Origin of the sequence: Paenibacillus wenxiniae (assembly GCF_039822605.1) — a bacterium.
Classification (GTDB): domain Bacteria; phylum Bacillota; class Bacilli; order Paenibacillales; family Paenibacillaceae; genus Saccharibacillus; species Saccharibacillus wenxiniae.
Map to the genome: position 1 here is coordinate 1 of NZ_JBCGUH010000028.1, position 21,631 is coordinate 21,631.

Consider the following 21,631-nt stretch of genomic DNA (forward strand, 5'->3'; position numbering starts at 1 on the left):
CGAAAGGCGAGAGTACGTTGTCCGTATACAGCTACCAGTACGACAACAACGGTAATATTACTTCGGTCACCGAACAGATCAAAGACAGTACACCGCAAACCTCGACGTACAGCTATGACAAGCTCAGTCGCCTGACGGGTGTCAAACGTGCGGATGGTACCGAAACCCAGTATAGCTACGACCTGCGCGGCAATCGCCTGACGCAAAAAGATACACGTGACCTGCCTGATGAGAAAGCAGCGAATTATCGCTATGATCTGCAAAATACACTGATCTCGGTAACGAAAGATAGTGTGAAGACAGCACTGGATTACTTGCCCGATGGTCTGCGTTGGAAGAAAACAAACGGTAGTAAGGTGACGCAATACAGCTATAATGGAGCCGATCAGGTGATTGGAGATCAGACAAGTAATGGCACAATCTCCAGCTATATTCGTGGTGACCGCGTACTGGTGAAAAAGGATCTGACGAATCAGAAGGATTACTACTACCTCTACAATGGACACGGTGATGTCGTGCAGATGGTGGGGACGGATGGTAGTCTGGTGAACAGCTACCAGTATGATGAGTGGGGCAACCTGACACAGCAAAAGGAAACGGTAGCCAACGAGTTTAAGTATGCGGGTGAAACGTATGATTCAGAAACAGGATTATACTATCTAAAAGCCCGGTATTATGATCCGAATGTAGGACGGTTTTTGAATGAAGATACAGTGGAAGGGCAGATTGACAATCCGCTTAGTTTGAATATTTATGGATATGTGAATGGTAATCCTTTAATCTATACAGATCCGACAGGGCATCTTATTAAGGAATCTTATAATGATGGGGGGTTGCGGGATTTACTCCAACAAGCTCGAGTCCAAGTTGATTCTAAATCAGATCCATTGTATCAACGCTATAAAGAAAAGGTTACTGAAATTTATGGGCATTTCGAAAAAAATAATCGTTATAACTATTTGTTTGATCTTGCTACTGGTACGAGTTCATATGGGAATAGCGCGGGTAAATCTGACTGGGCAATTGAGCAGTTGATAAGCTCTTATCAAGATTACGAATTGGCAGAATATGTAGCAACACTTGCTATGGGTTCGGTCGGTGGTAACGGATATGCTAAGAGTACAGGAAAAGGAAGATCTCAGCGCGGACAAAACACTTGTCAATGCTTCACGGCGGGAACAAAGGTGAAGACAAAGACAGGAGAAAAAAATATCGAAGATGTTATAGTTGGAGATCTCGTTCTTGCGAAAGATGAAGCGACTGGCGAAGTAGGGTATAAAAAGGTTACAGCAACATTCAATCATGAAACAGATGAAATTTATCAAATTCATGTTAGTAATCAGATTATTGAATCGACCTTTAATCATCCATTCTATGTGAAAGGCAAAGGATGGATATTCGTCAAAGATCTTAAGGTTGGAGACTTGCTTATTCAGAGCGATGGGAATACTCTGAAAATATACAATATTGAACTGTTGCGCAAGCATGTTACTGTCTATAATATGACAGTTGATAAATTCCATACTTACTTTGTAAGTGACTTGGGAATTTGGGTGCATAATACTAGTTGTAATTTTGTGATGCAAGTTGATGTATCAAATAAGAGAGGTTGGACTAAAAATTATAGCTCTATGGATACCTTTATGAAAAATAATGATTATACTGTAGGGCCAGCAAGATCAACATTCGATATGAATAAAAGTATTATTTATGACAAAAATGGGAAAGCAATTGGTGAAGTGCACTATAATCAACCACAATATGTAGGTAATAACACAAGCAATGCTCAGACAGGTTATTATTATCCAACTCATTATCAAAAATATCAACCTGGTACAACTAAATTAATGAACGAGCATATTTATTTCCAACCATAGGAGTGTATAGAAATAATGAATTATGAAGCAATATACTATTTAAAAGATATTGATAGACTGAATGATACTGAACTTTCACAGTTATTGTTCTTATTTAAAAAAGAGAATGATATATTACTATTCGCTATAATTGAGGAAAACCTTAAGTATGAATCGGAAGAGACAAGTAGATATTTGTGTTCTTTAAAGTATTATGTAGGGGATAAGTGGATATTCCCTCATTTAAAGCCCAGCTTTTTAGAATTTAAAAAAATACTTTGGTATAGAACTGATGCTATTAGATCTATCCAAAAAGCAGTAAGTTTAGATCACCTGTTTAGAAGTGTTGTATTGGAAAATGGGGATTCAATTGAGAATGCAAAATATGTTTTTTATGTTATTGAAACTATCGATTCACAAGTGTTATGTATTGCTGTGAAATCGATAGAAGATTTTAATACATGTATTTTGCCTGCAATTACTAAGTTCGATCAATCTATCCAAATACTAAATCAAATATAGTTTCGAACAACCAATATTAAAGATGTAACTAAGCTAAATATAAAACAAGCAGATTCTTTTTGCAAAGTGCTATTAAATGTAGATGTTGATTCTAATATCTTTTATCTTGAAAGGATAAACGTTTTTGTTAGATATGATTATCTAGTGACAATCCATTTTTTCACATTGATGTCTATATTTATCTTATCTATTAAACAACAACGTCTATTTGTTGAAAAGTATTTAAAGAGAACCTTGAGGGCTACAATTCCTCAAGGTTCTCTTTTTAAATATTTTAAAGAAGGACAGAATAGTTTAGAATCACCGTCTAAAATCTCTGTAGAATGATAAAAGATTAAAAATTAACGATCTTAATTGAAAAGCATCCTGAGTAATGTATACTTCTTTAATGAGAATACAACATGTGAACAAATACCCAACTTACAATCCGTTCAACCGCACAAAGGAGACAAAACCAATGACAGATGCAACAACAACAGAACAGCGTATCGCTGCATGGATGATCGAGCAGATCCAAAATCAAGGTACATTAAAACAAGAAGATGCCATCGCTTATGTACGTGCAGAGTATGGAGAAGACTATGTATTTACAAGTGAAAGTGGAAATGTATCTTTGTCGAAAGAGATCAAAAAAGCGTTCCGTAAGCAGCATGGCGGTCGGGTCGCGTGGGATCGGGATGGCTTTTTCTGGGCGTGGACTTGAGTAGTTTTTTAAACGGATGTAGCTGTTAAAAGTAGCATCTTCATGAAATTGTACGGACAGGCGAGATGAGTAGAAGTCATCCTAGCTGAGCCTAGATCAGGCGTATTATGGCGTGCTGAGACGATTGTTCATCGGCTTTAATGTTCGATATACTTTACTCTAGTTTGCTAGAGATGATCATGAGAGAGCAAGTGATGTACAGATCATCAATACGAATGTGGAGGGAAAGTCATTGAATTCAACAGCCGTATTAGAACGGAAAAACGAGATTTTACGACGAAATATTGACACGATGATTATGAAAAACAACAAGGATGGACTGAGCCGTCAGGAGAATAACTTTTATCATACACTGGTGAAAGAATGGCATCAGAATCAACATGAAATGAATCAAAAACGTGATGAGATCACACCATAGTAATCGTATATCGTATGAATAAAAGTGTCTGCCATAGGTGGACGCTTTTTTGTATGATTACATAAATGTATTTTAGTTTAGCCATATAATACAACGCGTTGTTATGATATATTTTGGATATAAGTATCATTTCAAGCAGCTGGCTTGGAAAAGAAAATAATCGCCCCATTTGTTTCGTTGTATACATATATTCCAGAATGAAAAAAGATAATTTGAAGCTATGAAATTTTAATTGAAATAACAAAAGCTTAGCTAAAAAAAGATAATTCGCTACGTATTAAAAAGAAAGGAATCGAAAAAAGCATGGTGAGTCAAAGTATAGAAGAACTTTATCAACAGCCCGATTTTGAGCAGGCTAAAGGGTTAATATTTCATTTGTTTGTCTAGGCGGATCAAATACTTGAGCAATTCTATCATGAACATTTATTTGATATGATTGATCATTGGACATTCCCTTATCAAAATCAGTATATCAGGCCATTCCGTGTGAAAAATTATAAAATTAAAGGCGATCATTTTGAGTTTATCATGGTCATAAACGAAACAAGTGAATTAGATATGTTGAAATTAATGAGTGAAGATGTACTGTTTGCGTTTAATTACGCTGGTTATTTTATTATGAACTGGAACTATTCTAAATATGGAGATAGCTTATGAATACTACAAAAGAAAGTAACTCCAACTCCTACACTTTTGAAGAAGATGCATTTTATATCATTGGGTTGTTGAAGATTTGTATAGAGAAAAAAGAATGGAATGAAAGTGTACGGATAGAAATCAATCAATTTTATGAAACGGATTATGAAGATGAAAACCCTCAGATTTCCAAAGAAATTGCAAGTGTATATATGGCGTTTTTAGGGAAAACAGATTTTAAAAATATAGAATCAGTTGCAAATGAGCAGCATTTGCAAAAATTGATGTGGGAACTTGAACTGATTGAGAATAAACTGGGTACATCTTATTAAAACAACTGTGATGTAGTTATAATAGCGGTATAGTTTCTGATTTCAAATTATACATATTTATCTGCTCATGTGAATTGATTATGATGCTCTACGCAGACTAGCCTATCGATTACAGTCGCTTTTTCACCGGATCGCAAGAAGATGTATGAGCAAATGTTTGATATGGTGCGGTGGACTAAAGAGAATTAATATAACGCCACAGTTTCTTTTATAACAGAAGAGGTTAGGGTGCATATTGAGATTTCGGCTGAGCAATTAAAAAGTATGCAAACTATAAATGATCTTATGAACTACAAAATAATAGGATAGAGGACGATCTATGCTAAATAAGTTGGTTGGTTGCAGTCTGGCATTGTTAGCGACGATTCTGTGTTTTATCTTATTTAAGCTGCTGGTCCATCATGAATATAATGGAACGATGTTAATGATGGGCGTGTTTTTTATCATTGTATATTCTGTTCCATTCCTTGTATTAGGTGGGGTCATATCTTTTGTATGGGATAAAAGTCGATCTAACCTATCGAGAGATGGATTTCACTTATCTCTTGGATTGATATTGGCTGCTATAGTCGTGGTGGTGTTTCGATTCACTTCTACAGATGTCGTGCTATTTGTAGTAGGTACAGGTCTGGTAGGCAGCTTTGCTTTTCGTTGTAGCTATTTTATCCATAATACTGTAATTAAGTACTGCATCGGTATAGCTGTTCCAGTCGCAGTCGCGATTTTTCTAATTATGATGTGAATAGGAGAGAACTATTTTGCCGAGACAACAATGTTGCCTAAATTGAGTTCTATTTTTGTTGTGTTTATGAAAGGGTGAGTACAACTATGCTCTATTTCTTGTACAAAGAAGATAAGCAAGCATGGTACTACGAAACAGATCAAGAAGGTAATGTATTTAGACAAATAGCTAAAGAATATGATCAAGCGATCAAGCTGTCTAATCAAAGGAAGTCTCTATATTATATGCAGGAGCATCCACTTGACTTGAATGATAGTGAGCTGTTATCCATGCAAAAGGCAGATTTTGAAATGGAATGGCGAGCTTGTAATGCTGGATATATGAGTGGATGGGAAGAGATGAAAACCGAACATGGAATAGGAACAGAGGTGAGAGGTCACATCGAAGTCATTTTTCCACAGGGTATTATCACCTGTCTGAATACAACGCAATATCCAGGCCTGATCGATTATGAACAATTTGCTCAACAGGCTCAAACTTCAAATATTTATCCGAAGGCACAGTGGAGAGGCACTATTGAAGGTTACGATGAATGGAATGGTTGGATCAAGATTGGCAATGCACGTTTGCTGGATGAGGCTGAAGAAGATTTGTGATGAGCAGCCGACGATATAATTATCGATTATGATCAAATGCCAACCATACACCATGCTCAAGATCTGGAAAAATACGTTCACTATGAATATGCTCATTCATCTAATGAGTGAAATGAGGAGTAAAATATGAAATTATGGCTGCGTACACTAACGATATTTATAATGATCGAAGGGCTAGTATCTGTTCTATGGTTTGTTTTGGGCGTAACTGCTTATTTTCAAAGAGGCATGGATCTTATAGCCACTGCTTATTTGGGTGGTCTGGCGGTTCCGATGTTACTACTCAGCTTCTTATTCGCTTATTTATTATCTAAAAAGTGGACTCCACGAGATAAAGAACAACGGATGTTATTGTATACTACCTGCGTGATCAATATGCTATTTTCCGTCGTTCTGGTAAGCAGTCTGTATACGAACGGATGGACGAATACGCATAGCGAAAGAGATACATTAAAAGTGACGGATGATCAGAAGTATGAGTATCAAATTGAATTGGTTAATTTGTTCCAGAGAAATAGCTATGCCCGGTTACATTTGAGAAACGTACAATCCGACGCACGATCTTCCATTAGAGTCGATATGCATTCAAATGAGATTGTCGCATTAGGTGTGAGTAACATAAACAACTGGGTAGAATTGAAATCCACAACTTCTAGCGAGAAATACATATTGCGAACGACAGCGGATTTAGGAATTCCTGAAGAGTCATTTATCATCGATGTTTTAGCTGAGAATGCTCAATCTTTTAATTAAGAAGAGGAGAATCATCATGTGGCTGTTTTTTCTCTGTATGTTGATTGCATTTGGTATTGACCGGCATTTAAAAACGAGAACATCCCCTGTTGCATCCCCTACGACGATGCCTGCTTTTGTTTCTTTAACCAATGACGACGACTCTTATACATATGATTTGTGTTATAAATCGGCATGGATTGCCATTCGACATGAACCTGTTTCTAGCGAGTATGTAGGTCAATGGCTAATAACTCACCATAGTCTGGTCAAAGTATTATTATTTCAATCGATGCAAGGATGGACAATACTATCAGCAGAGGAATTGCCTGATTTGAGTGAAGCTGGAGAACAGTTACCGTTGTTTACGATGCTACAGGCATTGAGTGAAGAATTTGGAGAGGTGCAGTATTTTGCTAGTCATCGTACGGTTGAATATTATGCATGGGTGAAGTACACAGATGGGATTTTACAACGGGCGTATAGCTATTTATGGGGAACCGTTATGAATGAAGGTGCAGAAACGAGCATCGAAAAACTTCATTTACCTCATTTCATGTTAGAAGGTGAATTATTGCCCGATGAAGAGCTGGTACTAACTATAGCTAAAGATTGGAGCGTTCTGCCGGAGGAACTTATTTTAGAAGCAACAATACAAGTAAGCTAATCTAAAAGTAGGCAAGCTGAGAATTGTGTATATGTATAATACAATTAAAATCAACATGAAATGAATCAAAAACATAATGAGATCACATCATAATAATCGTATATCGTATGAATAAAAGTGTCTGCCACAGGTGGGCGCTTTTTTCAAATCAGAACATAATGCACACAGTAGAAAAGTACAAAACATAATACACAACTCTATAATGCAGAGCATCGTATAAACCGCCATCGAGCTACACACTGGAACTATACAATATAAAAAAGTAATCGCTTTAAAACAAGTACAATGCAATCCACCCCATAACTTTACTCAGAAGCCCAATCAAGATCACCCCTATCAATCCACCCCACCCAACATCAATTACAAATTCCTCTCCAACAATGCACCTACACGTCGCGCCATATCCTGTGGAGAAGGCGATTGTTCACTTTGAAACCACCATTCCACTACTCCTACGATCGCAGACCCATAAAATGAAACGTACACCACATCTTCCTCTTTACCTAATCCTGGGTTATCTCCTTTGCAGATTGTGCAGATTGCCTCGTAAGGGCGGCAACGAATGAACCGACATGGAATAGAAAGATCGTGAACGTTGGGCGATAAGCAAGTTGGGTACGTTTAGGCATCAGATGAGGTATAAGATAAGGTATATCGAATTGTACTCATGTTTCGGGTCGGGGATTGAGAGAGGGATTCATTTTGTCCAGAATTACTAACAAGAGGAAACGTATCGTGATCCTGGCAATAGTAAGCAACAGGTACTGTCCTTGAGATCGTCCACTACGATACGATCCTATAGCATCTCGTATTGCGCTATTAGGTACATGTGTATTGTTCCATTTTAAAGCAACGTGCTACATGGTATAAGCTTAGTGTGCAATGGTAGAGTTATGCTTACTTCGTTTCGGTTTACTATAAGCTTTGCTCATTCACTCAAGTAAAAAAGGACAATTCTCACAGTAGGAGAGTTGTCCTTCGTTATTTTTCGATACATTTTATCGATCTGATTGACGAAAAGCACCAGCAGGATGCCCGGCATCATTTTGACCGTGCGCGTATGGGCTTGCTGCAAAATGATGAGACGACATCCCATTGCTATGTGTGATCTCATTTCTAAACGTAACAATGATGTACTGATTTTAAAAGTAAGCTATGACGAATAGCTGACCATATAGCACTTCGGTTTTAAAAACAATCTATAATCTACAGGTTACTTTTACTTACCACTTGTCTACTCGTGACTTTCCCCATCTTCCCATACGTCCCTTTAAGCCATAACCACTCTACCGGGCCAGATTTGAACGATTTCAGCCAGATCGTACTTAATATAATCAAGAAGATGAACACGGCCAATCCAATGCCAGCAATTCCAATCGGTTGCATGAGCTTTCCTAATCCTAAGCCATAATCATGAAATAAGAACGTCCCGATCGCCGAATGAAGCAGGTAGCAGGTGAGCGACATTTTACCTACATTACCGATAAGCATCAATAGCGGTCGGAGCTGCCCGACATGCAAGAACAGCATCGCCAGTGAACTCATATAAAACATACTGCCTACAACTCCGCCAAGCTGACCGGTCAGCATAGACAGATCAAAACCGCTCATTTCCTCACCGGAGCCATTCCGTGTACTCACAATCGTCACCGTCTGCACGACGACAAAACAGCAAGTGACGACGAACCAGATCCGATTCCAGATTGGCTTTTTGGTCTCCATCTCATGGAATAGCCCTTTTTTCACAACATACATGCCGAGTAGAAACATCATCAGCATCGGGATCAGCATCGTTTGTGCCGTGCTTAGCATTCCTACCACTTCAGAGAAACGTTCCCCAATCGAAGCAACATAAGATGTATGGGTTGCTTCACTGGAGAAAGCATCCATTGCTCCTGGCGACATCGGTTGCAGCATCCAGCCGAGTGGCAGCAAGCTGGATACCACGAATAATCCGACTGCCCAGCTCAGCAGTGTGCGTGGACGACATTTGTAAAAAGCGAGCAGGGCAAATCCAGCGACCGCGTAGTAGGTCAAAATATCCCCTGACCAAATCAAAGCAATATGCAGTAAACCGAATCCGAATAAGATCACCAGCCTGCGCATAAAGACGATGCGTGGCGAATCGAATTTGGCTTCTGCTCGGTTCATAAAGATCATAAACCCGATCCCGAATAAAAAGGAGAAGAGTGTGTAAAACTTGCCTTCCGCAAACCAGTTGACCATGAGCGTGGTCATATTATTTCCTGCTGAGTTGGCAAACATACCTGAGCTGGCGATCAGAAAATAATTGACCATAATAATACCGAGCATGGCAAAGCCACGTACAATATCCAAAAAATGAAGACGTTCCTTTGCACCTAGTGGTGGCAACATGGAGGGTGAGGCTTGTATTTTCATTGTAGATTGCTCCTTTGCTCATATTGTTATTGAGATTCATTCGAATACATACGAATAGATTGAAATTGTTCATGATTGGTCTATGATGATGTACATCTATGTCATAGACTCATTCCTAACCCTTCATAACGCAGACGCTTTAATCCTACCCTTTCATAATCGATTTCGTAATAGTCCAGCCCATTCATAGCCTAAAACTCTGACAGGATAGAGCGGTTCATCGACATGGACGCAGCAGAAGCACGACAAACGAAATGAACACCCTGATCTGGTAGAGAAGTTTATCTCGATCTTTTATCTGCTATCTTTACTCCCATTCAAATGCCCCGGTGTACAGCTGATAATAATTCCCTTTACGCTGGATCAGCTGCTGATGATTACCGCGCTCGGTAATGCGTCCCTGTTCCATGACCAGAATCACATCCGAATTACGCACGGTAGACAGGCGATGAGCGATAACCAGCACGGTGCGACCTTCCATCAGATTGTCCATACCGGACTGCACCAATGCTTCGGTACGGGTATCAATCGATGAAGTCGCTTCGTCCAAAATCATAACCGGTGGATTGGCAATCGCAGCTCTGGCAATCGCCAGCAACTGACTTTGTCCTTGCGATAACCCATTGCCACTTCCGTCCAGCTTGGTAGCATATCCATCGGGCAAGCGTTCGATAAAGCTTGCGGCATACGATAGCCTGGCTGCTTGAATGATCTGTTCATCGCTTGCTTCCAGACGGCCATAACGAATATTGTCTGCTACCGTACCTGTGAACAGATGGGTGTCCTGTAGCACAATGCCCAGTGAGCGACGCAGATCGGCTTTGCGTATACGCTGAATGGAGATGCCATCGTATAAAATTTCACCTTCGTCAATCTCGTAAAAGCGATTGAGCAGGTTAGTAACTGTCGTCTTGCCCGCGCCAGTAGCGCCTACAAAGGCTAGCTTTTGCCCAGGCTGAGCGTAGATGGTCATGTCTTGCAATATCTGCTTTTGCCCATCGTAGGAAAAGGAGACCTGATGAAACTCGACCTGACCCTGCACCGGAATGGTCGATCCATCTTCCAATCGCCATAGCCATACACCATCTGAAGTCCGTTGTTCGATCGTGACGGTACCCTCATCGGCTTCAGGTTGCTCATCCATCAGGATAAAGATGCGCTTGGCTCCTGCAAGAGCGACAGCAAACATGCTTACCTGCGAAGAAATTTCAGCGATTGGCATCGTAAAGTTTCTCGATAGACTCAAAAAGGCAGCGATTCCTCCTAACGTCAAGCCGCCATGCCAACCGGATAGAGCAATCGCACCCCCGATAATGGCAACCATGACATAGGTCAGATTAGCCAAATTTTCATTCAGCGGCATCAGTAGATTGGAATATTTGTTAGCAGTGGCGGAATGCTTGAACAATTGATCATTGAGACGAGCAAATTTTTGCGTGACATGTTGTTCGCGTCCGAATACCTGAACTACCTTTTGCCCGTGGATCATTTCTTCAATATAGCCATCTACCGTACCGATCGATTCCTGTTGCTGGAAAAAGTGATCGGTCGCTCTTGTGCCGACTTTCTTCGTCGTCCACAGCATAAGCAGAGCGCCAAGTACGACGATTATCGTCAGCGGCACATTCAGATAGATCATCGTGCCGAGCACAACGAGTAGCGTAACGACCGTAGAGATGATTTGCGGCAAACTATCCGTCAGCATCATATTGAGCGTGTCCACATCATTCGTATAATGGCTCATCACATCACCATTTGCTTTGCGGTCAAAATAACGGATAGGCAGTTTTTGCATACGTGCAAACAGTTCGTCTCGAATTTGTTTCATAATCCGTTGTGAGATCGTAATCATGAGTCGCTTGGACAGAAAGGTACTGATGATCCCGGCGATGTAGATTACCGCAAGAATCGTTAACGCTTGTAGAAGCGCATCAAATACCGGATTGCGATTGCCCAGCAGTGGAACGATAAAATCATCGATTAATAAGCGTAAAAAGGCAGCGGAGGCAACCGAAACCGCAGAGCTGATCAGTACGAGCAGAAGTACAAGTAAAGCTTTGAATTTGAATGGTTTAAAATAAGCAAGCAGCCGCCATATCGTTTTACTGTAGCTCATAGGCTTCGGCATATTGTTCACTTCCTTTCGTTTGCGTGTTGTAAGCTTCCTGATAAATCGAGCTTCGTTCTAACAGTTCTTTATGCGTACCCACATCAACAAGTTTGCCTTCATCTAAAACGATAATTTGATCCGCATCTTCTACGGAGGCGATTCTCTGGGCAATAATGATTTTGGTCGTTGTCGGCAGCTGTTGCCGGAAGGCTGTTCGAATGAGCAGATCGGTTCGTGTATCGACTGCACTGGTAGAATCATCCAGAATGAGAATTTTCGGATTTTTCAATAAAGCGCGCGCGATACAGACACGCTGCTTTTGACCGCCAGACAGATTATTTCCACCTTGCGTCAATGGCGTATCATATCCGTCAGCGAAAGACATAATAAAGTCATGTGCCTGTGCTGCCTGACATGCTGCAATCAATTGCTCATCGGTTGCTGCTTCATTGCCCCAGCGCAGATTGTCTCGAATGGTGCCTTCAAAGAGGACGTTCTTTTGCAATACCATAGCGACCTCACTTCGTAACACAGGCAGATCATATTGCTTCACATTGATGCCGCCGACAAGCACTTCGCCAGCGCTGGCATCATACAATCGGGGGATAAGTTGTACGAGTGAAGATTTTGCGCTCCCGGCTGTACCGATCATACCGATCGTCTGCCCGGAACGAATGTGTAGATCGATATGAGATAGGACGTAGTTGTCGTTGTTGTTAGAATAGCGAAAGCTTACATTACGAAATTCGATCTCGCCGCTCTGTACTTCGGTCACAGGTGCAGATGGATTTGTAATGGCAGGCTGTTCACTAAGTAACTCATACATACGTCCAGCAGATGCTCTCGCGATGGCGGTCATAATCACGATGATCCCCAGCGTCATCAGACTCATTAGAATTTGCATGGAATAGGCGAATATACTGGTCAGTTCACCTGTGGTCATTGCGCTGCTCACGACCAGCTTCGCTCCAATCCATGACACGAGCAGCATCACGGCATAGAGTACAATTTGCATCAATGGCAATTCATAAGCGAGCAAGCGCTCTGCTTTGACCATCTGGTCGAAAATCTTCTTCGACACTTGCTGAAACTTGCCCATCTCGTGCTGTTCGCGTACATACGATTTGACCACACGAATCCCGCGCACATTTTCCTGGACGACTTTGTTCAGTTCATCATAGCTAGCAAAAGCACGCTCAAAGATCGGAAACGAGTATTTCATAATTAGCAGCACACCTGCGGCTAGAATCGGAATAATGATTAGAAACCATGCTGCAATCACCGGGCTGATCTGGAATACCATCACGGTGGCGAAGACCATCATGACCGGACTTTTAAAAGCGATAATTAAGATCATCGAGAACGCATTTTGTACATGGGTGACATCTGTCGTCAACCTTGTCACAATGCCTGATGTGGAAAACTTGTCCATATTCGCAAAAGAAAGCTGCTGAACATGACGAAATAGATGATTGCGCAAGTTTTGCCCGAACCCTGCCATAGCGATTGCAGAGTATCGACCAGCAAGCACACCGAATAGTAGCGATACGAGTGCATAGATCACAAGGATGAAGCCATACTTGGTAATCTGGTTCATCTGACCGCCGCTAATGCCCTGATCAATCAATTGAGCGATGGCTAACGGAATAGCCACTTCCATAGCGACTTCATCAAGTAAAAATAAAATAGTCAGCCACGCATGTTTGCGGTAGATGCCGACCTGTTGAAGCAGTGTTCGTATCATAAAAGATTCTCCTCTATCGTAATGGGAAATCGCCAATTTTCATGAAGTTTGTAGCGGTGGACTTCATGAATCGGTGTTATCATAGACTGTATAGTAACTATACAGTCAACATTGTTTTTGGAGACGGAGGAGATTTTGATGAATCAAGCTGAACTGATACCGATTAGCGCTTTTTCCAAAATGGCAGAGATCACACGCCAAACATTGATTTACTATGATCGAATTGGTTTATTCAAGCCTGCATTAGTCGATGATAATGGGTACCGGTATTATCATTTGAATCAACTGGATGCGATCGGTGTGATCGGCATTCTGAAAGAACAGGGCATGTCGCTGCAACATATTCATGCCCATCTGGAGCAACGTAATCCAGAACGTACACTGGAACTTCTGCGCAAGCAGGAGGAGATGATCCAGTCGCAGTTGGCAAAGCTGGAGCGGACGCGGCAGATGATCGGGATCCAGATGGAAAATTTGGAGCTGTCGATTGGAATAGACATCACGAAGATGCAGGTGATCTGGCAACCGGATATTCCTTTATTGAAAAGTGCGTATATGCGTGTAACCAAGCAGGATTTTGCGGAAAAGTTATGGATGGATTTTCAGCAACGTTTACAGAGGGAGCAGGCACCGATCGGCTATCCAGGTGGGGTGATTGTAGAGCAACAGGATTTACAAAATCGCAATGGAGATATGATGTCGTATATGTTTAGCCGGATGCAGACGCATACTGAAACACAGCATTATATGCCAGCAGGTTATTATCTTGTCTCATATATGCGAGCTGATTATGGAGATACAGACAAGATTTATCCTCGTATTTTCGAACATATTGAGCAGCAAGGATATGAGATTAGCGGCCATGCTTACGAAGAATATGTACAGGATGAAATATCGGTGCAAAATCCAGATGAATACCTGGTCAGAGTTTTAATACAGATCAAAAAGCCAGCTTCCAGCAGCTTATAAATTTGGATAAGACATGCTGAATAAAGGCGGATTTGATACAATCTAGCGATCGTCTTGATTAGCTATCATCCAGCATCATCCATTCTGTGAAAAATAAGGACGTTACATTATCGATGATATGTGATAACATACATTCGTTTGCCCCATTTTGTACCTGTGAATATCATTGAACAAAAGTTCAAAAACGATTTTACATTTGTTCAAACGAGTGCTATGATAGGTTTACGGGTAATACAAAATAGTGGCATGAATGCATATAAAAGGAGCGAGAATAGATGAATGTAGCAAAGCTGATCGATCATACGCTGCTCAAGGCAGACGCGACTCAAGCTGAAGTGGCGAAGCTGGTAGACGAAGCGAAGAAATACGAGTTTGCATCGGTATGTGTGAATCCGACTTGGGTATCGTTTTGCGCGACAGAACTAAAAGGTACAGGCGTGGATGTATGTACGGTTATTGGTTTCCCACTGGGAGCGAACACACCGGAAGTGAAAGCATTTGAAGCTTCGAATGCGATTGCTAACGGAGCAACAGAAGTGGATATGGTGATTAATATCGGCGCACTGAAAGATGGCGACGATGCACTCGTTCTGCGTGATATTCAAGCGGTTGTCGATGCAGCAAAAGGTAAAGCACTCGTAAAAGTCATTATCGAAACATGCCTGCTGACAGACGAAGAGAAAGTTCGCGCTTCCCAGCTGTCCGTACAAGCAGGTGCTGACTTTGTGAAAACATCGACCGGTTTCTCGACTGGCGGTGCAACAGCGGAAGATATCGCGTTGATGCGTAAAACCGTAGGTCCAGACGTGGGCGTTAAAGCTTCTGGTGGTGTACGCAGTGAGGAAGATCTGAACGCAATGGTCGCTGCGGGCGCAACGCGTATCGGTGCAAGCTCTGGCGTGAAAATTATGGAAGGCGGACAATCCTCGTCCTCTTACTAAACGTCTTGATCTGACGGGATGCAGGAATGTGCGGCGACAACCGAGTGTCATTCCTGCATGAATCGCCAGACCTATCGCTATCATAATGCAGTGAGCATGAACATCCGGGGAGGCAAAGTATACGATGAAAGAACAATTGATTCAGGCAGCGATTGAAGCAAGAAACTATGCCTATGTGCCTTATTCCCATTTCCAAGTAGGGGCTGCCCTGCTAGCAGATGACGGTAAAATTTATGGTGGTGCTAATATCGAAAATGCATCATATGGACTGACGAACTGTGCAGAGCGGACAGCGATTTTCAAAGCGGCGTCCGAAGGTGTACGTCGTATCGATGCGATTGCGATCGTGGCCGATACGGATGGACCGGTATCGCCATGCGGAGCATGTCGTCAGGTTATCGCTGAATTTAGCGATGAAAACACGCGCATTTATTTGACGAATCTGAAAGGTGACGTTAGCGAGTGGAGCATGTCGGAAATTTTGCCAGGTTATTTTCAAGCGAAAGACATGGACAAGGACTGAGCGATTACCACAAAGCTAATGAAACTAAGCTACGGAAGCTATTGTAAAGCAACCAGGCCTAAGTTATTGCATGGCAACGATAGACGGAGACGCATTCATGATCACTGATACGTAACGTATACAGAGTCGGTATCGTGAAGCAAAAGCTCCGTTTTTAAAAAGAATACTGGCAGAAACGTTATTTTCAAGCAAATATTGTAAGCGCTTTATGGATGTAAATCAGCATTTTCATGACTATTTTTACGGCTGGCTTTCATACTTCCATCTGATATTTTATCGGAGAAGCGAGGTATAGGAGGCAGTATAACAGAACAGGAGCTAAACGCGCATGAAGTATATTATCGCTATTATCGGTATTCTGATCGTATTCGGTCTGGCTTACATCGCCAGCAATGATCGCAAAAACATTCGTTATCGTCCGCTGCTTATTATGGTTGTGTTACAGGTTATTTTAACATTTCTATTGTTATATACGCCGATCGGTGCAACGCTAGTTGGGGGCTTCTCAGCTATATTTGAGCATTTGCTCAGCTACGCTAAAGTCGGTACAGATTTCGTATTTGGCGGTCTGGTCAATGGGGAAGGTTCGATTCCGTTTTTCTTTAACGTATTGATGCCGATCGTCTTTATCTCCGCCCTGATCGGTATTTTGCAATATATTAAAGTATTGCCGTTTATCATTCGGATTATTGGTTGGGTACTGAGTAAGGTAAATGGGATGGGTAAGCTGGAATCGTATAATGCGGTAGCCTCGGCGGTGCTTGGTCAATCCGAAGTATTCATCTCGGTGAAAAAGCAGATCGGTCTGCTACCAAAGCATCGTCTGTACACACTATGTGCATCAGCGATGTCGACCGTTTCGATGTCGATCGTAGGCTCGTATATGCAAATGTTGGAGCCGCGCTATGTTGTAACTGCACTTGTATTGAATCTGTTCGGTGGTTTTATTATCGCTTCGATCATTAATCCATATCGTGTCACAGAGGAAGAAGATATACTGGAAGTACAGGAAGAAGAAAAGCAAACGTTTTTCGAAATGCTGGGCGAGTACATTATGGACGGCTTTAAAGTAGCGATTACCGTTGCGGCGATGCTGATCGGTTTTGTCGCGCTGATTGCGATGATCAATGGATTGTTTGATCTGATCTTTGGCATCACCTTCCAGGATGTGCTTGGTTATGTATTTGCACCATTCGCGTTCATTATGGGTGTGCCGTGGGCAGATGCGTTTACAGCAGGTAGCCTGATGGCAACGAAGCTCGTATCGAATGAATTCGTAGCGATGCTGGAGCTGGGCAAACATCCAGAGCTGAGCGCACGTGCAACGGGTATCGTATCGGTATTCCTTGTATCGTTCGCGAACTTCTCCTCGATCGGTATTATCTCCGGTGCGGTGAAAGGTCTGAATGAGAAGAAAGGTAACGAAGTTGCCAAGTTCGGCCTGCGCTTGCTGTACGGTGCAACACTTGTCAGCGTATTGTCCGCAACTGTAGCGGGTCTGTTCCTGTAAAAGGGAGCAGACAAGCATAACGCTTGGATTGACGTAATGATGCCAACGTAAGCAGCTTTATTTCCAATGCTGCGGATTTGTTGTAAAATAGACTTTTGCATCATTTTGCAGAGCAACAGTTTATACAGTTGCTATAACGGAAGGAGCGATCAGCCAATGACACCATTTAAACGTGTACACCTAGTAGTTATGGATTCTGTCGGTATCGGTGAAGCACCGGATGCGGCAGAATTTGGAGATGTAAATGTAGATACATTCGGACATATTGCCCGCGAGAACGGTGGTTTGAATATGCCGAACATGGCTAAACTCGGTTTGTCCAATATTCGTGAGATTGAAGGCGTGCCGGTCGCGGATCAACCGCTTGCTTATTACACTAAAATGCAAGAAGCTTCCCGTGGTAAAGATACGATGACCGGTCACTGGGAAATTATGGGTCTGTACATTGATACACCATTCCGTGTATTTCCAGATGGTTTCCCGGATGAGCTGATCCAGCGTATTGAAGAGAAAACCGGACGCAAAGTGATCGGTAACAAGCCAGCGAGCGGCACGGAAATTATCGATGAACTGGGCGAGGAGCATGTGAATACAGGTGCACTCATTATTTATACGTCCGCTGATTCGGTATTACAGATTGCTGCGCATGAAGAAGTCGTACCGCTAAAAGAACTGTATGAAATTTGCGAGTTCTGTCGCGAGATTACACTGGATGATCCGTACATGCTGGGCCGCATTATCGCGCGTCCATTTGTCGGTGAGCCGGGCAAATTTACCCGCACATCCAATCGTCATGACTATGCACTCAAGCCGTTTGGACCGACAACGATGAATGCGTTGCAAGATGCCGGTCTGGATGTGATCGCGATTGGTAAAATTTCAGACATTTATGATGGCGAAGGCGTAACCGAGTCGATCCGTACCAAGTCCAATATGGACGGTATGGACAAACTGGTTGAAGTAGCGGCCAAGCCGTTTCACGGGCTGAGCTTCCTCAATCTGGTTGACTTTGATGCACTGTTCGGTCATCGTCGTGATCCGAAAGGCTATGCGGAAGCGCTGGAAGAGTACGATGCACGTCTGCCGGAAGTGTTTGAACAGATGAACGATGATGATCTGCTGATCATTACAGCTGACCACGGTAATGACCCGACGTACACCGGTACAGATCATACGCGTGAATATGTACCACTGCTTGTGTATTCCAAACGTTTTGCTAATGGTGGTAAGGAATTGCCATTACGCACAACATTTGCGGATATCGCAGCAACGGTAGCTGAGAACTTTGGTGTGAAGATGCCAGAGTACGGCACAAGCTTCCTCGCGGATTTGAAGTGATTAAAGTCTTAATGTCTTAAAGTATCAAAGTATCGGAGTCCGCAGATAAGCTATGAATGGAACGCCAGGTAAGATAGGAAGAGCATATCTACTGCGTGCGATTCAAGTCTATAAACCGTTCTATCCATCCTCATTCAGTATTATTTTTAAAAGGGATGGATAGAATACTACACATAAACAGGCGTTTTATATTGACGCCTGAATTTCCATTTGGAGGTTATATATAATGAGTGTTCATATCGGAGCTAAACCCGGCGATATTGCTGAAACGATTCTGTTGCCAGGTGACCCACTGCGTGCCAAATATATCGCAGATACGTATTTGGAAGATGTAACCTGTTATAACGAAGTGCGCGGAATGCTCGGCTTTACCGGCACATACAAAGGACAGCGCGTATCGGTGCAAGGCACAGGTATGGGTCTGCCTTCGATCAGCATTTATGTGAATGAACTGATCAGCGAGTATGGCGTGAAAAACTTGATCCGTGTTGGTACATGCGGCGGTATGCAGCAGCATGTGCGTGTACGTGATGTGATTCTGGCGCAAGCAGCAAGCACAGATTCCAGCATGAACAACCATATTTTCGGCGGATATACGTTTGCACCGGTGGCAAGCTTCCCACTACTCAAAGCAGCATATGATCGCGGCGTCGAAAAAGGTTTGAATATGCATGTAGGTAATATTTTCAGCTCCGATTCGTTTTATCGTGATGACAAAACGATTACCGGCTTGATGATGGACTATGGCGTACTCGGTGTAGAGATGGAAACAAGTGCATTGTACACACTGGCTGCTAAGTTTGGTGTAAACGCACTGACAATTCTGACGGTAAGTGACCACCTGTTGACTGGGGAAGAAACAACTTCGGAGGAACGTCAGTCAACGTTCAACGAAATGATGGAAGTGGCACTGGATACAGCGATCTCACTATAAGCTGTGAGCTATAAGGGTAAAAGGTAAAGGTATGCTGATCTCGAATGTAAATGTCCGTTTGGCTTGCAAAGCAAGCAGCGATAAGCATATGCAGACGGCAATCCCAATAGCGAAAAGTACAAGTAAACGCGTGTTGTTGACTAATCCGAGTGGATGATCGAACGAGTACACATCGTCGCACGATGACGAAAGGCAATGAACACGAGCCGCATAACAGAAGGCAAAGTCGGATATGCTGTCAACTGACAGTTTGGCAGCATATCTATGTTTTGTTCGTTCTTTAGTCGTCTGGATAAGGCAACCGACGAAGCCGACTGACGCCAAAGAATGAAGCCAATGTGCATAATGCCAGATTTTAATGTTAGGTTTGTGTAAACTTTAAATATAGGAGCTGATCCAGATGAGAATGGTAGACCTGATTGAGAAAAAGCGTGATGGTAAAGAACTGAGCACCGAGGAAATTAATTTTATCGTGCAAGGCTATACAGATGGCGAGATTCCGGACTATCAAGTTAGCGCTTTTGCGATGGCGACTTTTTTCAAAGACATGACCGATCGCGAGCGCGCTGATCTGACAATGGCGATGGTCAATTCCGGTGAAACGATTGATCTGTCCGCAATCGAAGGTGTGAAGGTCGACAAGCACTCCACAGGCGGTGTGGGCGATACAACGACACTTGTACTTGCACCACTCGTAGCTGCACTGGATATTCCAGTAGCCAAAATGTCCGGTCGTGGTCTCGGTCACACCGGCGGCACGGTCGACAAGCTGGAAGCGGTAGAAGGATTCCATGTCGAAATTACGAAAGATGAGTTTATCAAGCTCGTTAATGAAAACAAAATCGCCGTTATCGGTCAAAGCGGCAACCTGACACCAGCCGACAAAAAGCTGTATGCGCTGCGTGACGTAACCGCAACGGTCAACTCGATTCCGCTGATCGCAAGTTCGATCATGAGTAAAAAAATCGCTGCCGGTGCAGACGCGATCGTACTGGATGTAAAAACAGGTGCAGGCGCATTTATGAAAACACCAGAAGCTGCGAAAGAACTGGCACATGCGATGGTGAGCATCGGTAACAATGTGGGACGTAAAACGATGGCTGTTATTTCCGATATGAGTCAGCCACTTGGTCTGGCGATCGGTAACTCGCTCGAAATTCAGGAAGCGATCGATACACTGAAAGGGGAAGGACCAAAAGATCTGGAAGAACTGTGCTACGCGCTGGGCAGCCAGATGGTCTATCTCGCAGGTAAAGCGGATTCACTCGAAGATGCCAAAGCGAAGCTGCAAGAAGTGATCCAAAACGGTAAAGCATTGGAGAAATTCAAGCAGTTCCTGGCAAGTCAGGGCGGAGACGCTTCCGTTATCGATCATCCAGAGCGTCTGCCACAGGCTCAATATCGTATTGAGCTGCCTGCGAAGCAGGATGGCGTTGTAGCTGAACTTGTAGCTGATGAGATCGGTACTGCTGCGATGCTGCTCGGTGCAGGCCGTGCAACGAAAGAATCCGAAATCGATCTGGCTGTAGGTCTGATGCTGAACAAAAAAGTAGGCGATGCTGTGAAAGCAGGCGATTCACTCGTAACGATTCATGCGAACCGTGAAAATGTAGAAGACGTGATGGAAAAGCTGTATGACAGCATTCGCATTGCAGATCATGCCGATGCGCCAACACTCGTATACGGTACAGTAACCGAGTAATACATCATACTGGGAAATAATAAAAATCACTCCTCATACAGGCAAGCTAGCCCTGGTTACAGCGTTATTACCCTAGATGCCTGACTGGATATTCCGTGAACAGAAGTAAGCCCCTGATTGGCTGCTTCTGTTCACGGATTTTTTTATGTGAAGGAATATTATATATTTATCCCTATAATGTGTAGGTGTAGGTGTAGGTGTAGGTGTAGGTGTAGGTGTAGGTGTAGGTGTAGGTGTAGGTGTAGGTGTAGGTGTA

The 21,631-nt window shown here is 42.7% G+C and carries 20 protein-coding genes; 16 read left to right on the forward strand and 4 right to left on the reverse strand.

Features of this window, described 5'->3' with window-relative positions:
- From AAHF22_RS23255 to AAHF22_RS23295, 9 genes are all read left to right on the forward strand, one after another.
- The coding region (locus AAHF22_RS23255; RefSeq protein ID WP_347327381.1) for a polymorphic toxin-type HINT domain-containing protein at positions 1–1,877 on the forward strand (1,877 nt) is incomplete at its 5' end.
- Positions 1,878–1,892: 15 nt separating this feature from the next.
- Positions 1,893–2,378 carry a hypothetical protein gene (locus AAHF22_RS23260; protein ID WP_347327382.1) on the forward strand — a complete coding sequence of 162 codons (486 nt, stop codon included), beginning with the start codon at positions 1,893–1,895 and terminating at the stop codon, positions 2,376–2,378.
- A gap of 457 nt (positions 2,379–2,835) precedes the next feature.
- Complete coding sequence (locus AAHF22_RS23265) at positions 2,836–3,081, forward strand: DUF6953 family protein (protein WP_347327383.1); 246 nt, start codon at positions 2,836–2,838, stop codon at positions 3,079–3,081.
- Positions 3,082–3,313: 232 nt separating this feature from the next.
- Positions 3,314–3,499: a hypothetical protein gene (locus AAHF22_RS23270; RefSeq protein WP_347327384.1), complete on the forward strand. Its 186-nt coding sequence runs from the start codon at positions 3,314–3,316 to the stop codon at positions 3,497–3,499.
- A gap of 653 nt (positions 3,500–4,152) precedes the next feature.
- Entirely contained in the window at positions 4,153–4,467 is a 315-nt protein-coding gene (locus AAHF22_RS23275; protein WP_347327385.1) for a hypothetical protein, read from the forward strand.
- A 319-nt stretch (positions 4,468–4,786) separates the two neighbouring features.
- Positions 4,787–5,209: a hypothetical protein gene (locus AAHF22_RS23280; protein WP_347327386.1), complete on the forward strand. Its 423-nt coding sequence runs from the start codon at positions 4,787–4,789 to the stop codon at positions 5,207–5,209.
- Between the two features lie 86 nt (positions 5,210–5,295).
- Positions 5,296–5,805: a hypothetical protein gene (locus AAHF22_RS23285; RefSeq protein ID WP_347327387.1), complete on the forward strand. Its 510-nt coding sequence runs from the start codon at positions 5,296–5,298 to the stop codon at positions 5,803–5,805.
- 126 nt (positions 5,806–5,931) lie between these two features.
- Complete coding sequence (locus tag AAHF22_RS23290; RefSeq protein ID WP_347327388.1) at positions 5,932–6,558, forward strand: hypothetical protein; 627 nt, start codon at positions 5,932–5,934, stop codon at positions 6,556–6,558.
- A gap of 16 nt (positions 6,559–6,574) precedes the next feature.
- Complete coding sequence (locus tag AAHF22_RS23295) at positions 6,575–7,204, forward strand: hypothetical protein (protein ID WP_347327389.1); 630 nt, start codon at positions 6,575–6,577, stop codon at positions 7,202–7,204.
- Positions 7,205–7,564: 360 nt separating this feature from the next.
- Here the strand turns inward: AAHF22_RS23295 and AAHF22_RS23300 are convergent, their stop codons facing one another.
- From AAHF22_RS23300 to AAHF22_RS23315, 4 genes are all read right to left on the reverse strand, one after another.
- Positions 7,565–7,783: a TetR-like C-terminal domain-containing protein gene (locus tag AAHF22_RS23300; RefSeq protein WP_347327400.1), complete on the reverse strand. Its 219-nt coding sequence runs from the start codon at positions 7,781–7,783 to the stop codon at positions 7,565–7,567.
- A gap of 627 nt (positions 7,784–8,410) precedes the next feature.
- Positions 8,411–9,604 (reverse strand): DUF418 domain-containing protein, encoded by a 1,194-nt coding sequence (locus AAHF22_RS23305; RefSeq protein ID WP_347327390.1) that lies wholly within the window; start codon positions 9,602–9,604, stop codon positions 8,411–8,413.
- A gap of 307 nt (positions 9,605–9,911) precedes the next feature.
- The gene (locus AAHF22_RS23310) at positions 9,912–11,732 is read right to left on the reverse strand and encodes an ABC transporter ATP-binding protein (RefSeq protein ID WP_347327391.1); all 1,821 of its coding nucleotides are present in this window, start codon (positions 11,730–11,732) and stop codon (positions 9,912–9,914) included.
- Positions 11,707–13,458 (reverse strand): ABC transporter ATP-binding protein, encoded by a 1,752-nt coding sequence (locus tag AAHF22_RS23315; RefSeq protein ID WP_347327392.1) that lies wholly within the window; start codon positions 13,456–13,458, stop codon positions 11,707–11,709. The genes AAHF22_RS23310 and AAHF22_RS23315 overlap by 26 nt, the downstream gene beginning before the upstream one ends.
- Before the next feature lie 138 nt (positions 13,459–13,596).
- On the opposite strand from AAHF22_RS23315, the gene AAHF22_RS23320 reads away from it, so the two are divergent.
- From AAHF22_RS23320 to AAHF22_RS23350, 7 genes are all read left to right on the forward strand, one after another.
- Positions 13,597–14,427 carry a MerR family transcriptional regulator gene (locus AAHF22_RS23320; RefSeq protein WP_347327393.1) on the forward strand — a complete coding sequence of 277 codons (831 nt, stop codon included), beginning with the start codon at positions 13,597–13,599 and terminating at the stop codon, positions 14,425–14,427.
- A gap of 275 nt (positions 14,428–14,702) precedes the next feature.
- Positions 14,703–15,368 (forward strand): deoxyribose-phosphate aldolase, encoded by a 666-nt coding sequence (gene deoC / locus AAHF22_RS23325; protein ID WP_347327394.1) that lies wholly within the window; start codon positions 14,703–14,705, stop codon positions 15,366–15,368.
- 124 nt (positions 15,369–15,492) lie between these two features.
- Positions 15,493–15,891: a cytidine deaminase gene (locus AAHF22_RS23330; protein ID WP_347327395.1), complete on the forward strand. Its 399-nt coding sequence runs from the start codon at positions 15,493–15,495 to the stop codon at positions 15,889–15,891.
- Positions 15,892–16,219: 328 nt separating this feature from the next.
- On the forward strand, positions 16,220–17,401 hold the full coding sequence (locus AAHF22_RS23335; protein WP_347327396.1) for a NupC/NupG family nucleoside CNT transporter: 1,182 nt from the start codon (positions 16,220–16,222) through the stop codon (positions 17,399–17,401).
- A 156-nt stretch (positions 17,402–17,557) separates the two neighbouring features.
- Entirely contained in the window at positions 17,558–18,739 is a 1,182-nt protein-coding gene (gene deoB / locus AAHF22_RS23340; protein WP_347327397.1) for a phosphopentomutase, read from the forward strand.
- Positions 18,740–18,965: 226 nt separating this feature from the next.
- Positions 18,966–19,673 carry a purine-nucleoside phosphorylase gene (deoD, locus tag AAHF22_RS23345; protein WP_347327398.1) on the forward strand — a complete coding sequence of 236 codons (708 nt, stop codon included), beginning with the start codon at positions 18,966–18,968 and terminating at the stop codon, positions 19,671–19,673.
- A 400-nt stretch (positions 19,674–20,073) separates the two neighbouring features.
- Entirely contained in the window at positions 20,074–21,375 is a 1,302-nt protein-coding gene (locus AAHF22_RS23350; protein WP_347327399.1) for a pyrimidine-nucleoside phosphorylase, read from the forward strand.
- Positions 21,376–21,631: the final 256 nt, after the last annotated feature.